This is a genomic window from Pedobacter polaris, from assembly GCF_005116505.1.
GTDB classification, from domain to species: Bacteria; Bacteroidota; Bacteroidia; order Sphingobacteriales; family Sphingobacteriaceae; genus Pedobacter; species Pedobacter polaris.
In genome coordinates, this window is the sequence record NZ_SWBR01000004.1 from 57,809 (window position 1) to 72,998 (window position 15,190).

Consider the following 15,190-nt stretch of genomic DNA (forward strand, 5'->3'; position numbering starts at 1 on the left):
AATACTTTAAATTAGAGCATGGACCATAGACTATGGACTATCGACTAAAATTAATACATTTATAAAAAGGAGTACAAAATATGAACGAAGAAAAAGAAGTAAAACAGGACGCAAAAATTGTAGCGAAAGCTAAAAAAGTAAAAGAAGTAGAAACTCCAGTAAAATCAGGCTTAAAATCTAAAGAAGATATTGTTAAAAATTGGTTGCCACGTTATACGGGTAGACCGTTAGAAGATTTTGGTAAATATATATTATTAACCAATTTTAGTAAATACCTAAGCATGTTTTCTGAATGGAATGATAATGCTCCAATTATGGGTTTAGATAAGCCAATGCAAAGTGTTACTGCAAATGGCATAACTATTATCAATTTTGGTATGGGCAGCCCTATGGCAGCAACAATGATGGATTTATTAACCGCAATTGCGCCAAAAGCAGTTTTGTTTTTAGGTAAATGTGGAGGCTTAAAAAAGAAGAACCAATTGGGTGACTTAATTTTGCCAATTGCAGCAATTAGGGGAGAAGGAACCTCAAATGATTATTTACCAGCCGAAGTTCCTGCATTGCCATCATTTGCTTTACAGAAAGCGATTTCAACAACCATTAGAGATCATTCTAGAGATTATTGGACAGGAACATGCTATACTACTAACCGCAGGGTTTGGGAGCATGACAAAGAATTTAAAAAATACCTAAAAACTTTACGTGCTATGGCTGTTGATATGGAAACTGCAACCATTTTTACCACAGGTTTTGCTAATAAAATTCCAACAGGAGCATTGTTATTAGTATCAGATCAACCAATGATACCTGAAGGTGTAAAAACAGCTGAAAGCGATAGTTCAGTAACTACAAATTATGTAGATAGCCACCTTAAAATAGGAATTGACTCTTTAAAGCAGTTAATTAATGGTGGTGCAACAGTAAAACACTTAAGGTTTTAGTAGTACTGTCATCCAGAGCGAGAGTAAAGTTCTTGAAGAGAAATTTAGAAATGAGTTTCTCTTTTTTGTTTTGAAAAGCAAAGGCAGTAAATATTTGGAAATTCCAGTCCTTTTTTTCGCTTTACTTCACCCAATAAAAATTGGGCTCGTGCTCGCTTCAATAAGGTTTATTGAACTTAAGATTGTAAAACTATTTAGGTTTTGGATGCAAAGGGACTCAACTTACAGATTATTGGTTTTTATCCAGATTTAAAAATTCTTTCTTTAATAGAATGTTAATTTATTCCACTTATCCTTCCATTTTTTATCTTCAATTCTATGGCGGTAAGTGTTCAAATTGAAATTGGGAGTAGGTTTAACTATTAAATTAAATAAATCATCTAATCCATAAGGAGCAATATATTGAAGTTGCCCTTCCTTATTTAATCTAACCCCAACTGCAGTAGCAGTTTCTGGCCAAAATGAAATTGCATGGTTACAATCATTATATGGCATATGGCCATTTCTTATGTGCATTAATGCCTGGTTTTTTACTGACCAATTAATGGTAAAATCTACCAATTTTAGCTTTTCTTCAATTATCAAATCCTCTTGTTTGTGTAATTTATTGCTATCAAAATAAATAACGTCTACATCATTAAGTGTCGTTCGTTCTATTTGATGTTTAACATCCCAAATTTTATTTCTTACAAACCCAGCACCTATCCAGCAATCATCTAATTCTAAATTCTTAACAGTATTTAAAATAGTCATCATCCACTTATCTGAAATTATAATCTCATTAAATTCCTTGCTAAAATTCATTATTATTAATTGTAATTAATTATCGGTTGTGAAACATCAGTGGCAGTATTATATTTTTATAGGATAGATTTCCCAATTCTCGGATCATTCTTTTTGATGAGTTCACACGCTTTAATCACATTTTCTTCAAAGTCTTCATCAGTCGATGATAATAATTGCCATTTAGTTTCATCAATCTTTCCCATAATTCCAGTTATTGATTTTAAAATAGGGAAGTCTTGTATTAAACTTTGATGGTGGTTTTTATTGGTAGCAATCCATACACCATTGTTTTCTGGGTTTTTATCCCTTTTTCTAAGGATGAGGACAAGTTTATCACCTACATATATAGCAAACATTCCAAACATTGGTTTTATCCTAATTTGAATTGGAAATAATTGATCTATCACAAAGTTGAATGGAATTTCCATATACCAAGGTAAAAAATAAAGATCAGCTTCATGAGTTTAAGCTAAACTCATCAACTGATTTATTCGATTGATATCAATTAAATGAGCAGAGGCATCAATAAAATAATTGAGCTGCCATAGCTGTGTTTTTTTTGCTTGTTTATTAGTGGTAATATCCCAAGATGGATAAACTCTAATCCCCCTTTTACCTTGTTTTTTAGGATTAGATACTATCCCTTTCTCCAATAAAATAGATTTAGGAAAAATAAATTGGCCAAATAAATCTCCATTTCTAGTGCTGATAATTATTAAATCAAAATCATCATTAACATGAAATGGTGTTGTTTCACCATTTTCATCTCTTTTCCAAATGGTAACAAACTGACCGGTTTTTGTGGGTGTAATTTTTGCCGTTCTATGTAGTACTGATTTGCTATTTAATTGAAATGTACAAGCATCATATTCGGCACTTTCTTCTTCTATTTTTAACTCAGAGAAGTTGAAGCCGCATTTATCATAAATTAAGTTTTTTGCAATAGCTAAGTTATTGATGTTCATTGTACTTTAAAAAATCCCCGTCAATAATTAACAATTTTACCCCATTTTTAGAAATAGAACGATGAGAACTCAAATCATCCGAAACGATGTAGCTCATCCCTTTAGTTAAAGAAAATGCTTCTCCATTTTTCAACTCACTCACAAATTCTCCTTCTAAGCAATAAACAATATGACCTTTTTGGCACCAATGATCAGCTAAATATCCTGCAGCATAGGTTACCAGCCTAATTCTAAGACCATCAAATTGGAGTGTTTGCCAAAACGAAGTTCCGGTTTCTCCTTTGTGTTCTGTTTTCTCAATTTTGCTCCAATCTATAGTTTGGAAAGGGATGTTAGACATATTATTTTAAGATTTTGTATAGCTAGTCTTCTCCACTTTTTGGATAATCGAATAATAAAACCTTTGCTGTGCCTTCACTAGCCATCGCCCAATCATCAAACGGAAATTTTAAAAGGACTACACTACAAGTTGGCATATTATTTAGATATCCACCAAAATAATTCACCAAGTCTGTTAAACCTGGATTATGGCCAAAAAGTGCAATCCTATCAAATTTATTATCTAGCTGATTAACAACTTCCAATAAAGATCTTACACTAGCCTCATAAATACTAGGCTCTTGTTGAATGTCAGCTAAGGGCATTTGCCAAGTGTCAGCAAAAAATTTTGCAGTGGTTAATGCTCTTAAAGCCGGACTACTCACTATCAGTTCTGGTACAATTTTTTGCTTAACTAACCTATGTGCCATTTCTGGAGCATTTGATTTTCCTCGGTTGTTTAGCGGTCTATCAAAATCACTTAATTCTGTGTTTTTCCAATCAGATTTTGCGTGTCTGATGATGATTAATTCTTTTGCCATTTACAATTTCAATTATCTTTTGTACTATAATACCTGGGTCTATACCATCTATACAAGATTGAACGCCGCAAATGCAAGGTTTGTTTCCATAAATGGAGTTTGGTCTACTAGGATGTTCAATTTGTAAGCAATCTCCGTAATTTTGTCCATAACCCAAAAAGCCAGCATAAGGGTGAGTAGGTCCCCAGATAGATACTACTCTAATACCCATTAATGAAGCCATATGCATTCCTGAAGAATCCATGCTTAGCATCAAGTCTAAATTTGAAATGATGTTGAGTTCTTCTGTTAAAGTGAATTTGCCAATTACATTTTTAACATGTATAAACTTGGAAGCCCAGTTATCTGCGTTATTTTTTTCATCATTTCCACCACCAAAGATTAAAATCTGAAAACCTAAGTCATTAAGTTTATCAATCACCCTCTCCATTTTTTCCAATGGATATACTTTATAAATATGTTGAGCGAATGGAGAAATACCTATTGTTATAGCCTCATTATCTTTGAATAATTCTCTAGCATTTTGAGGGATATCCTTTTGTACGCTTTGAAGTTTGTGACTTAATTTTAAATTAAAGTTCAGCGCTCTAAAAACAATTGCATACCGCTCTACAGTTAATGTTAGTTGTTTTAAAACCTTATTTTTAGGCCTTGTTAAGGCTCTTTTTTCAGCTCTGCCTTTATCAATTCGCTTAACTTTTACACCAGCTATGCGAAAGAACATTGAAAGAATTCTACTTCTTAAGTTGTCATGCAAATCTGCTATAGTTATAGGCTGATATTTTTTTAGCTCTTTATATAAGGAATATAAACCTTTAACCCCTTTATGGAGGGTTTTAGGATGTATGGCATGAAAAATTAGGTTATTGATATCTTTAAAAAAAGGTTCGAATGCTTGCCTGCTCACCATTACCAATTCTACATCTGGATTTTGTAATGAAAACTCTTTCAATACAGAGGCCACCATTGCAACATCGCCCATTGCAGAAAAGCGCAAAACAATTATTTTACCTTTTGCAGGCATTATTTTGTAGTGTTATATAGCACTGGATTTAAGCTTGGATCATTATACATTTTCATTTGTTTGTATACTTTCATGTATTTTTTTCCAGCCTCTATATCTGCTAAAAGTTCATCAATACTTAAAGATAGGTCATCACGCTGCGCTAAGAGTACATTTAACTTTGTTAAACATTGTAAGCGATGTTCTTCAGAAGCGGTTTCCCGTTCTGCTTCTTCTTGCATGTGGTATATTTTTAACGCTAAAATAGATAAGCGGTCTATCGCCCAAGCTGGACTTTCTGTATTTATTTTTGCATCAGCATTTGCTTGAATATGCTTATAAATATCTAAAAAGTAACTATCCACAAACTCAACCATATCAGTACGTACTTGGTTTTGTGTGTCGATGCGTCTTTTCCATTTCAAGCCTTCAACAGGATCTATTGTAGGGTTTCTAACAACATCCTCCATATGCCATTGGGCAGTATCTATCCAATTCTTTAGGTATAATAGATGCGTTAGACTATCCTTTTCATAAGGATTATTAACTGGCTGGTCTATATTATCAAACTGATGATAGTCTGTAATGGCTTGATTAAAAATTTTGTTGGCAAGTTCGCTTATCATGTAGCAAAGTTATATATAATTTGTTTTGTTGCCGCTGATTTGCAGATTTCATTGTTTAAGCTCAGCTTAATTAATAATTGTAAAATATTAATTTGCGGATCTATGGCTATCCTTTTTTAGCAACGAAATAGTTCATTATCTCACTCAAAGAAAAAGCATTTAAACATTTTTCTGCAATTAGACCACCTTTTCGGGCAACCATTGTGCCAAAACGCATGTCATGAAAACCTTCTTTTCGATGTGCATCTGGATTAATTGACAATAACACTCCTTTTTCTAATGCATAACGATGCCAACGCCAATCTAAATCTAAACGGAGTGGATTTGCATTAATTTCTATAACAACATGGTTTGCTGCGCAGGCATCAATTACTTTTTTGTAATCGATATCATAACCTTTGCGGCTCAATAATAACCTTCCGGTAGGATGACCTAGAATAGTTGTATATGGATTTTCAATAGCTTTAATTAATCTTGATGTGGCTTTTTCTTCATCCATTTTTAAATTGCTATGAACAGATGCCACTACAAAATCAAATGTTTTTAAAATCTCATCACTATAATCTAAAGAACCATCATATAAAATGTCGCTCTCAATTCCTTTAAAAATTTTAAATGGAGCAAGTTTTGCATTCAGTTCATCAATCTGTAAATGTTGAGCATATACCCTTTGTTCATTTAAACCTTTTGCATAAAATGCTGATTTTGAATGGTCGCAAATACCTAAATACTCAAGATTTAAGTTGTCTTTGCAATATAAAGCCATTTCCTCTAATGTATGCACACCATCACTCCAGTCAGAGTGGTTGTGTAAACTTCCTTTTAAGTCTTCAAAAGTGATAAGGTTAGGTAATTGATGCTTCGAGGCTAGTTCAATTTCATTTAAACCTTCACGCAATTCTGGTGCAGTAAAATCTAGTCCAGCTTTGCTGTAAATTTCTTCTTCTGAAATAAATGGGCCATTTCCAGCTAAGTTTAAAACTTCGTCAACATGTTTTTTACTTCCTGTCTGTTTAAAGTAATTAATGTAAAAATCAGTTTTAGGAACTACAAAAAGCCTAACATGTAAACCACTTTCGGTATGGGCGGCAAAAGTATTTTCATCAATATCCTTAAATTCAAGATCAATAAATGTTGAAATCTGATGAATTGTACTTTCCATTTGATCCGTTCCAATTATAAAAACTGCTTCTTCTACAATCTCATTCAAACGTCTAAAATCTCCAGCAACACCTAATAATGAGTGATCATCAACTTTGTTTAGCCAAAGTGACAAATCTGTATAAAGTTGGTTTATGGTTCCCTCCACATGGGCATAAAGAAACTTACCGTTTGCAGCCATTTTAAACTCAATAACCTTTTTAATTTCTTCTTGAGTTTTAAGGCCAAAGCCTTTGGCTTCTATTAATCGGTTTTCGTTACAGGCATAATAGAGTTCACCAACATTTTCTATTTGTAATTCATGCCAAATGGTAGCGATTTTTTTGGGCCCTATACCTTTTATGCTAAGCATTTCTACAATCCCTGGGGGGGTTCTTAATAAAATATCTTCTAGCTCCAAGATGGTTCCAGTTTCTAAAAGTTCGGTAATTTTAGCAGCAATACTTTTACCAATGCCATCAATTTTATCTATTTCTTCTTTTGGTTTTTGAGCAATAGGAAACGGAAGTTTATCTATTTTAAATGCAGCATTTGCAACAGATTTAATTTTAAAAGGATTTTCTTCATGCAGCTCCATTAACTGTGATAACAAGCGTAGCGTGCGTGATATTGGTTTATTTTCCATTAGTGTAAAATTATAAAATTATAGCATTACGAAAAGATAAAATTACAAACACAAAATGCCTTTTATCTTGTTTTCTAATAATGAAATTCAAGTATCTCCTAATTCCGCTTATTGCAATACTTTTTTCTTGCAATTCAGATTCTAACTCGATTAAATTAAATGCCGATAGTTTAAAAACGGATGATATTAAGGAGAAATTTTTAATTATACCAGGTAAATCAATCGGTAAAATCTACTTAGGACAGAATGTTACTGAATTAGATTCGCTTCTAGGAAAGCCTGATTTTAGTGATGCAGCAATGGGAAAAGCATGGAGCATTTGGTATCGTGGAGACACTTCCAAATTTAAGAAAAGAGAAATTGCCATTTATTCATCTTATGCTGATAGTACGATGAAGTGGAAAGATGTGAAACAAATTAGAGTAAACTCCAATAAGATAACAACAGTTACAGGTTTAAATAATGGAAATTTGCTATCTAGCTTTACTGCAAAATACAGCGATTTTAAAAAAGTATCTACCTACGTAAACAATAACCTCGGAGACACAATTTTGCTATATGATTCAAAATCAAATGGTATTGCAGTAGAATTTATAAGAGACATTAGTAGGGCAATTATTATACATAAAAAAGGTGAGCAGGTTAATGAAACCTATCTCACCCTTCATCCCGAATGGAAAATTATAAAGTAATTATTTTATCTTAATCTCATAATCCATTCTTGCTTGTATGCCAGAATTGGTTATTGCTTTTTGCATTTGTTTATAAATCAAATAGTTTTCGCCAAGCTCTTTTTTAGTATAGTAAACACTAATGTTATCTTTTGCATTTGATAGGAAAGCTTTAAATGGATCTATTTTTTCTGGATATTCTACAACTTGATAACCAGATAATTTTGCTTTTTTAGCAGCCGATTTTATGGCATCATTGAAGCTTCCAATACGATCTGCAAGTCCATTTTTAACAGCATCTGTTCCAATCCAAACATGGCCACCACCAATGCTGTCAACTTGTGCCTTTGTTTTCTTACGGCCATCTGCAACACGGCCAATAAATGTATCGTAAATTTGGTTGATATCATTTTGTATAATGAAGCGTTCGCCTGCTGTAAGAGGCCTATTAACGCTCATAATATCTGCATACTGTCCGGTTTTAACACCATCAAAAGTAATTCCTAGTTTGTTATTTAAAAGGTTTTGAAAGTTTGGAATAATACCGAATACACCAATTGAACCCGTAATGGTGTTTGGTTGAACAAAAATACTATCTGCAGCGCAACCAATATAATAGCCGCCAGATGCAGCTACATCTCCAAAAGAAGCAATAACAGGTTTTGCCTTTTTACTTAATATAATCTCCCTCCAAATAACATCAGATGCCAAAGCACTACCGCCACCAGAATTTACACGGAGAACAATTGCCTTAACGTCATCATCTAACCTTGCTTTTCTAATTGCTCTAGAAATACGTTCAGAACCAATTTGCTGATCTGACCCTTCACCACCTACAATATCGCCATTGGCATAAATTACGGCCACTTTATCACTACTCGTAGAAGTTTCTTTAGGTAAATTGGCAATATAATCGTTAATACTCACAGTATTTACTGTGCTTTTTTTGCTTTTACCTGTAATGTTTCTTAATTCATCTAAAACTTCGTCTTTATATTTTAAAGCATCTACCATTTTATACGCTAAAGCATCTTTTGGTTGCTGAATTTTATAACCATCAGCTATCATAAATAAGCTATCGGTACTAATTTTTCTTGTTTCTGAAATCTCTTTTAAAAATGTGTTATATAAGCCACCTACATAAGCAGTAATCTGTTTTCTATTATAGTCGCTCATTTTAGTATTGATGAATGGCTCTACAGCACTTTTGTAATTACCTACACGGATGATTTGTGCTTCAATGCCTAATTTATCCAATGCACCTTTAAAGAAAGTTAGTTCAGAACTAAAACCTTTAAATTCTAAAGCCCCTTGGGGGTTTAAATAAACTTTATTTGCGGCAGAAGCTAAGTAGTAAGCTCCTTGTGTATAAACTTCACTATAAGCAATTACAGGTTTTTTACTTTTCTTAAAATCGATAATCGCATTTCTAACCTCTAGCATTGTAGCCATACCAGCATTAGGAGAGCTTACATTAATGTAAACACATTCAATTTTATCATCTGTTTGAGCCTCTTTTAAAGCCTTAATTAAATCATTAAAACCGATGCTTTTTTCTTCTCCACCACCAATAATAGGTAGTCCTGCAAAAGAATTTTCTGGAGTACGTTCTGTAATTACTTGATCTAAGTCTAAATATAATACAGAGTTAGACTTAACAGCAACTGCTTTTTCTTCTCCTACAGAAGAAACAAGGCCAGCAATTATAGCCGCAAAAATGATAGCGATAACAAATGTAGAAATTACAATTCCTACTACAGTAGCTAAAACATATTTAAAAAATTCTTTCATGTGCTAGGTAAATATTTAATTTGTAAAGATATAAAACGGAATGGCATCTTATAGTAAATTTACGACGCCAAAGTTATTTTTATAAGCTTTATTTTTCTGTACAAAAAACTATAAATTAATCAATTAATATGGGTTTAGACCTCAAGAGAACGTATTTGTTACTAGGTAGTAATTTAGGGGAGCGTGAGCAATATTTAGCCAATGCATTAAAGGCAATTGAAGCGAATATTGGGATAGTTTTTGCTAAATCTGCTGTTTATGAAACTGAGGCATGGGGTAGGACAGATCAACCAGGATTTTTAAATTTAGCAATTGGTGTAGAAACCATCTTAACCCCATTTGAGCTATTAACTGGGGTATTAGAAATTGAAAAATCACTTGGCCGTGTAAGGCACGAAAAATGGGGCTCGAGATTGATAGATATTGATATTATATTTTATGAGCATGAAATAATCAATGAAGGTGAGGAACTCCAAATTCCACATCCGGAAATGCAAAACAGAAAATTTGTGTTGCAACCTTTGGCAGAAATTGCTCCAAACTTAATTCATCCAATCATCAAGAAATCTGTGTCAGAAATATTAGCAACTTTATCTGATTCTTTATCGGTAGCAAAAAGATAATTTCTTAGCTTTGGTTAATGATCGATGAAAAAAAAAATAATGAACCACTAGACTTAACTTATTTAAGCGATATGTCTGGTGACAGTGCCGAGTTTATGATAGAAATGTTAGATGCTTTTCAAAAACAAACACCAATATATATGGATGATTTGGAGAATGCCATTATAGCAGAGAATTGGAAAGCAACCTCAGAATTTGCACATAAAATGAAACCAACATTTTACTATGTGGGTAGAGAAGATGTTAGAGATCACATGCAAGAAATTGAGCGTAATGCTAGAGAACTGAAAAATATTGAAGAAATTCCTGCTGCCTTTGCTGAAGCAAAAAGTTTTGTTACTATTTTATATAGACAATTAGATGAGGCCAGAGCCCTTTTACAGCAAAAACTTTAAGCCTAAAGGAAATTTTTCACCGTTTATGCATTTTCACTTCTCTTACAACTGAACTTTAGGTAGTGTGGCCCCTTAGCGTTTTGGGGTTCTAAAATGAAGTATTGATAAACCAATATAGAATACCAAAATAAAAGGTATTGCAACAAACTTTAAAAATCCAATAAGAATTAAGGAAGCGATTAGAAATATAAACTTAAACTTATTATTTGCCCAACTCGTATCACTAAGCTTAAACGAGAAAATTTTAATCTCACTTACCAATAAATAACTTGTAATAGCAATAATTGCGATTAAAGCTATCGACGAGCCAATTATTTCAGGGTAATCCTTAGCAATAAAAGGTAAAGAGACAATAAACAGTGTGTTCATCGGTGTATTTAGTCCAATAAAATCTTCAGTTTGCCTCTCATCAATGTTAAATTTAGCTAAACGTAAAGCAGAAAATACGGTGATAATGAATGCCAAATAAGGTAGATACTCAGAACTGTAATCGCTAACTTTTAAAAGCTGATACATGACAACACCTGGCAAAAAGCCAAAACTTACCATGTCAGCCAATGAATCTAGTTGTTTACCAATTTCAGATTTTACATTGAGCAATCTGGCAACCATGCCGTCAAAAAAATCGAAAATTCCTGATAATAAAACCAAATAAGCGGCTATTTCTAGCTCACCTTTAAAAGCAAAAACTACTCCAATACAACCCGAAAATAGGTTAGCACAGGTTATAGCGTTAGGGATGTGTTTCTTCATTTGAGTTGTAAGTTATACGTTATGAGTTTTAAGTGGCAAGCAAGACATATAACTTACCACTTAAAACGTAAAACTTTCTATCCGTTCATTCCCATCAAAAATTCTTCATTGGTTTTAGTGCCTTTAATTTGGGCTTGTACCAATTCCATTGCTTCTTGAGAGTTCATGTCTGCCAAGTGGTTACGCAATACCCAAATGCGTTGTAGGTTTTCTCTATCTAACAATAAATCATCTCTACGTGTGCTCGAAGCTGTAATATCAATAGCAGGGAAGATACGTTTGTTAGATAATTTACGATCTAACTGTAGCTCCATGTTACCAGTACCTTTAAATTCTTCGAAGATCACCTCATCCATCTTAGAACCTGTATCTGTTAATGCGGTTGCTAAAATTGTTAATGAACCACCTTTTTCAATGTTACGTGCAGCACCAAAGAAACGTTTTGGTTTGTGTAATGCATTTGCATCAACACCACCAGATAATATTTTACCAGAAGCAGGTGCAGTTGTGTTGTAAGCTCTTGCTAAACGAGTAATTGAATCTAAAAGGATAACTACATCATGACCACATTCTACCAAACGTTTAGATTTCTCTAAAACTATGTTTGCAATTTTTACATGGCGTTCTGCTGGTTCATCAAAAGTAGAGGCAATAACTTCTGCTCTTACGCTACGAGCCATATCAGTAACCTCTTCCGGACGCTCATCAATTAATAAAATAATCAAATAAACTTCTGGATGGTTTTTAGCAATGGCGTTAGCAACTTCTTTTAATAAATTAGTTTTACCAGTTTTTGGTTGCGCAACAATTAAACCACGTTGACCTTTACCGATTGGGGTAAATAGATCCATGATACGGGTTGAGTAATTGCTGCTATCTGTAAATAAGTTTAATTTTTCTGTAGGGAAAAGAGGAGTTAAGTAGTCAAATGGAACGCGATCACGTACATCTGCAGGAATACGGCCATTAATGCTTACTACTTTTACCAATGGGAAATATTTTTCTCCTTCTTTTGGCGGACGAATACTTCCGTTAACCGTATCACCTGTTTTTAAGCCAAATAATTTAATTTGCGATTGTGATACATAAATATCATCTGGTGACGAAAGATAATTGTAATCGGCAGAACGTAAAAATCCATATCCATCAGGCATGATTTCTAAAACACCTTCATTGGTAATGGTATTATCAAAATCTAAGTTAGAGTAACTTGTTTCGTTTTGTTTATGATTTCCGCCGTTTTGGTTTGGATTGTTTTGGTTTTTTTGAGGACGATTGTTATTGTCTTCTCTTGGTGCTCTTTCTTCTCTAGCTGGCTTTTCTTCACCAACTGCCACTTCCTTTGGTTCTTTAACAGGTCTCGCCTCTCTTGGCAACCTGTCTTTTTTGTTTTGATTAGGGTTAGGCTGAACAGGTTTATTTGCTTGATTTTGCAATTTTTCAGCAATGGTTTCTAGCCTTTCAGGATCGTCTACAAAATCTGGAGGTAAAGTAACAACTGGAGGTTCAATTTCTTCAACTTCAGGTTGAGGTTCAAATTGAGTTTCAGGTTCTGACCTACGAGTTTGAGGCTCATCAAATAAAGTTACTCGCTCACGCTCTGGTTGTTGTGGCTGGGTATTTTTATCATCTTTAGAGATACGAGCCCTTTTTTTAGCAAGAGGCTTATCACTACTCTCTTTAACCAACTTTGGTTTAGCCTCTTTTACAGGAGTAGCAGTTTTTGGTGCAACTTCTGGAGTACTGCTTTTGTTGGTTTGTTGTTGTAGTATTTGTTCAATCAGGTCGGTTTTGCGCAAGTCATCTGCGTTCGTAACACCTTCATTTTTTGCTAACTCACGTAATTCTGCAGTAAGCTTTTCAGTTAATTCTGTTTTATTAAACATTTATATGTGTTTGTCGAGAAATTTTAATTTGAGTTTATCAGAAAATATAACGGAAAAATGCTTTTAAAAACATTCTATAAATAATTTTTGTTGAAATTTTTCTGGGATATTCAGATAAACATTCGGGAATTATGGCACAATTGTATGTATTTGAAAATTAATAAGCAACTAAAAATGAAAATTGTTTAAAAAAAAATCATTTTGTGCAAACATTAGCAATCAAAAAATCATCAAAATTTGGCATCTTTGTGCACCATTCCCCCATTAAAATGAACAAAGAACAACTTTTTGAGCAGATACAAAATAAAAAATCTTTTTTGTGCATCGGTCTTGATCCAGTACTAAATAAAATTCCAAAACACCTGTTAAAATATAACGATCCAATTTTAGAGTTTAATAAGCAGTTGATCGATGCTACTCACGATCTTTGCGTTGCTTACAAACCTAACACCGCATTTTACGAGAGCAGGGGAGTTAAAGGATGGGAAACTTTAGTTGAAACTTGGAAACACTTTCCTAAGGATGTTTTTACTATTGCCGATGCAAAACGTGGAGATATAGGGAACACCTCTGCAATGTATGCTGAAGCCTTTTTTAATGAAGAAAGTGCTGCAATGAGTTTCGATTCAATCACGATTGCACCTTATATGGGCGAGGATTCTGTTTCTCCGTTTCTAAATCATCCAAATAAATGGGTTATTCTTTTAGCTTTAACGTCAAATTCAGGTAGTCAAGATTTTCAGGTTAAACAGAGTGACGACCAGAAATTATACGAACAGGTAATTACAACTTCACAAAAATGGGCAACTAGCGACCAAATGATGTATGTTGTTGGTGCTACAAAAGCAGAGGAGTTTCAGCATATCCGCCAGTTGGCACCAGAACATTTTTTATTGGTTCCAGGGGTTGGTGCACAGGGTGGAAGCTTAAGGGCAGTTTGTCAATATGGTTTAAATTCGCAATGCGGATTATTGGTTAACGCTGCTAGAAGCATTATATATGCGAGTGATGGTTTAGATTTTGCCGAAAAGGCAAGAGAAGAAGCTTTGTTATTGCAACAAGAAATGGAGCAGATTTTGAAAGCCGCAAATCTATTATGAACTCCAAAACAAATTTTAAACTAATTGGAGCCTTACTTGCGGTTGCCATTGTTTGGGGAACAACTTATTTAGGTATCCGTGTTGCCGTTCATACCATACCGCCTTGGTTTGTTACTGCAATGCGTCAAACTATTGCGTCATTAATTTTACTGGTTTTCTTGCTAAAACAAAACCAATTGAAATGGATTGGCTGGCCAGCTTTAAGAAGACAAATTTTACTGTCTTCATTAATGATTATCATAGCTAATGGTCTTACAACTGTAGCAGAGCAAAGTATTCCAAGTGGATTAACATCTTTACTAAATGCTTTAAATCCGATAGTGGTCTTTATTGGTTGTGTTATTATCGGCCTTCAAAAACTAACTTTAAAAGGCGTTGTGGGTGTTGTTGTAGGCTTTTTAGGAGTTGCCTTTATATTTAGAGATGGCCTAAGCGACTTGCTCGACCCAAATTATAAAACAGGAATAATGTTTTTAGCGATAGCAATAACTGGTTGGGCAATTGGAACCATTTATACCAAAAAATATACGCAACAAACCTCAAATATATTTCTTGACTTATTTTACCAATTTGTGTTTTCTGCGGTTGTACAATTGATTTTTGCATTTGTATTTTCAGAAAAAATTGATCCAAGTAGTTGGAGTTTGGAAAGCCTTTTAGCTGTAGTTTATTTAGGGGTCTTTGGCTCTATAATTGGTTATTTCTGCTATAATTATGCGCTAAAAAAGGTATCAGCAACTAAAGTTTCCATACTTTCTTATTTCAATACCATCATTGCTATATTTTTAGGCTGGCTAATTTTAGATGAGGTTATTACTTACGATTTATTAATTGCTACTGCTTTAATTATTTTAGGGGTTTTTATTACAAACTACAAGGGAAAGCAAAAAGAGTTAGCTTAACTCAGATTGTTCGTCACGCTGAATTTATTTGGCTGTCATTTTTCCATAAGTATATAGTGAAGCAAATAAATTTATTGAAGTTGTTATTTGGTTCTCATA

17 protein-coding genes are annotated in these 15,190 nt (G+C 33.6%); 6 read left to right on the forward strand and 11 right to left on the reverse strand.

What is annotated here, in order from left to right:
- Positions 1 to 80 precede the first annotated feature (80 nt).
- Positions 81 to 944, forward strand: a complete 864-nt coding sequence (locus FA048_RS14950; protein ID WP_205943503.1) for an AMP nucleosidase — start codon at positions 81 to 83, stop codon at positions 942 to 944.
- A gap of 264 nt (positions 945 to 1,208) precedes the next feature.
- On the opposite strand, the gene FA048_RS14955 is transcribed toward FA048_RS14950, so the two are convergent.
- The 8 genes from FA048_RS14955 to FA048_RS14990 all read right to left on the reverse strand — a co-directional run bounded on the left by FA048_RS14955 (position 1,209) and on the right by FA048_RS14990 (position 6,970).
- Complete coding sequence (locus FA048_RS14955) at positions 1,209 to 1,748, reverse strand: nucleotidyltransferase family protein (RefSeq protein ID WP_136842544.1); 540 nt, start codon at positions 1,746 to 1,748, stop codon at positions 1,209 to 1,211.
- 56 nt (positions 1,749 to 1,804) lie between these two features.
- Positions 1,805 to 2,158: a hypothetical protein gene (locus FA048_RS14960; protein WP_136842546.1), complete on the reverse strand. Its 354-nt coding sequence runs from the start codon at positions 2,156 to 2,158 to the stop codon at positions 1,805 to 1,807.
- A gap of 36 nt (positions 2,159 to 2,194) precedes the next feature.
- The gene (locus FA048_RS14965) at positions 2,195 to 2,695 is read right to left on the reverse strand and encodes a MepB family protein (protein ID WP_136842549.1); all 501 of its coding nucleotides are present in this window, start codon (positions 2,693 to 2,695) and stop codon (positions 2,195 to 2,197) included.
- Positions 2,682 to 3,035 (reverse strand): DHCW motif cupin fold protein, encoded by a 354-nt coding sequence (locus tag FA048_RS14970; protein ID WP_136842550.1) that lies wholly within the window; start codon positions 3,033 to 3,035, stop codon positions 2,682 to 2,684. The genes FA048_RS14965 and FA048_RS14970 overlap by 14 nt, the downstream gene beginning before the upstream one ends.
- Positions 3,036 to 3,057: 22 nt before the next feature.
- Positions 3,058 to 3,555, reverse strand: coding sequence for a SixA phosphatase family protein (locus FA048_RS14975; protein ID WP_136842552.1), 498 nt, complete (start codon positions 3,553 to 3,555; stop codon positions 3,058 to 3,060).
- Positions 3,515 to 4,579 (reverse strand): glycosyltransferase family 9 protein, encoded by a 1,065-nt coding sequence (locus FA048_RS14980; RefSeq protein ID WP_136842554.1) that lies wholly within the window; start codon positions 4,577 to 4,579, stop codon positions 3,515 to 3,517. The genes FA048_RS14975 and FA048_RS14980 overlap by 41 nt, the downstream gene beginning before the upstream one ends.
- Positions 4,579 to 5,184 (reverse strand): DUF4254 domain-containing protein, encoded by a 606-nt coding sequence (locus FA048_RS14985; protein WP_136842556.1) that lies wholly within the window; start codon positions 5,182 to 5,184, stop codon positions 4,579 to 4,581. Before FA048_RS14985 ends, FA048_RS14980 begins: the two co-directional genes overlap by 1 nt.
- A 106-nt stretch (positions 5,185 to 5,290) precedes the next feature.
- Positions 5,291 to 6,970 (reverse strand): DNA polymerase/3'-5' exonuclease PolX, encoded by a 1,680-nt coding sequence (locus tag FA048_RS14990; protein WP_136842559.1) that lies wholly within the window; start codon positions 6,968 to 6,970, stop codon positions 5,291 to 5,293.
- 80 nt (positions 6,971 to 7,050) lie between these two features.
- Here FA048_RS14990 and FA048_RS14995 point away from each other — a divergent pair, with 80 nt between their 5' ends.
- Positions 7,051 to 7,662 carry a hypothetical protein gene (locus FA048_RS14995; RefSeq protein WP_136842561.1) on the forward strand — a complete coding sequence of 204 codons (612 nt, stop codon included), beginning with the start codon at positions 7,051 to 7,053 and terminating at the stop codon, positions 7,660 to 7,662.
- On the opposite strand, the gene sppA is transcribed toward FA048_RS14995, so the two are convergent.
- Complete coding sequence (sppA, locus tag FA048_RS15000; protein ID WP_136842563.1) at positions 7,663 to 9,432, reverse strand: signal peptide peptidase SppA; 1,770 nt, start codon at positions 9,430 to 9,432, stop codon at positions 7,663 to 7,665. It lies immediately after the preceding gene.
- A gap of 128 nt (positions 9,433 to 9,560) precedes the next feature.
- Here sppA and folK point away from each other — a divergent pair, with 128 nt between their 5' ends.
- Positions 9,561 to 10,055: a 2-amino-4-hydroxy-6-hydroxymethyldihydropteridine diphosphokinase gene (gene folK / locus FA048_RS15005; protein ID WP_136842565.1), complete on the forward strand. Its 495-nt coding sequence runs from the start codon at positions 9,561 to 9,563 to the stop codon at positions 10,053 to 10,055.
- 17 nt (positions 10,056 to 10,072) lie between these two features.
- Positions 10,073 to 10,450 carry an Hpt domain-containing protein gene (locus tag FA048_RS15010; protein ID WP_136842568.1) on the forward strand — a complete coding sequence of 126 codons (378 nt, stop codon included), beginning with the start codon at positions 10,073 to 10,075 and terminating at the stop codon, positions 10,448 to 10,450.
- Positions 10,451 to 10,522: 72 nt separating this feature from the next.
- On the opposite strand, the gene pssA is transcribed toward FA048_RS15010, so the two are convergent.
- Both pssA and rho read right to left on the reverse strand, forming a co-directional pair.
- On the reverse strand, positions 10,523 to 11,203 hold the full coding sequence (pssA, locus tag FA048_RS15015) for a CDP-diacylglycerol--serine O-phosphatidyltransferase (protein ID WP_136842570.1): 681 nt from the start codon (positions 11,201 to 11,203) through the stop codon (positions 10,523 to 10,525).
- A 77-nt stretch (positions 11,204 to 11,280) separates the two neighbouring features.
- Positions 11,281 to 13,089, reverse strand: coding sequence for a transcription termination factor Rho (gene rho / locus FA048_RS15020; RefSeq protein ID WP_205943504.1), 1,809 nt, complete (start codon positions 13,087 to 13,089; stop codon positions 11,281 to 11,283).
- A gap of 269 nt (positions 13,090 to 13,358) precedes the next feature.
- Between rho and pyrF the strand changes: the two genes are divergently transcribed.
- Both pyrF and FA048_RS15035 read left to right on the forward strand, forming a co-directional pair.
- Positions 13,359 to 14,189 (forward strand): orotidine-5'-phosphate decarboxylase, encoded by an 831-nt coding sequence (gene pyrF / locus FA048_RS15030; RefSeq protein WP_136842572.1) that lies wholly within the window; start codon positions 13,359 to 13,361, stop codon positions 14,187 to 14,189.
- Positions 14,186 to 15,091, forward strand: coding sequence for a DMT family transporter (locus tag FA048_RS15035; RefSeq protein WP_136842574.1), 906 nt, complete (start codon positions 14,186 to 14,188; stop codon positions 15,089 to 15,091). Before pyrF ends, FA048_RS15035 begins: the two co-directional genes overlap by 4 nt.
- Positions 15,092 to 15,190 lie beyond the last annotated feature (99 nt).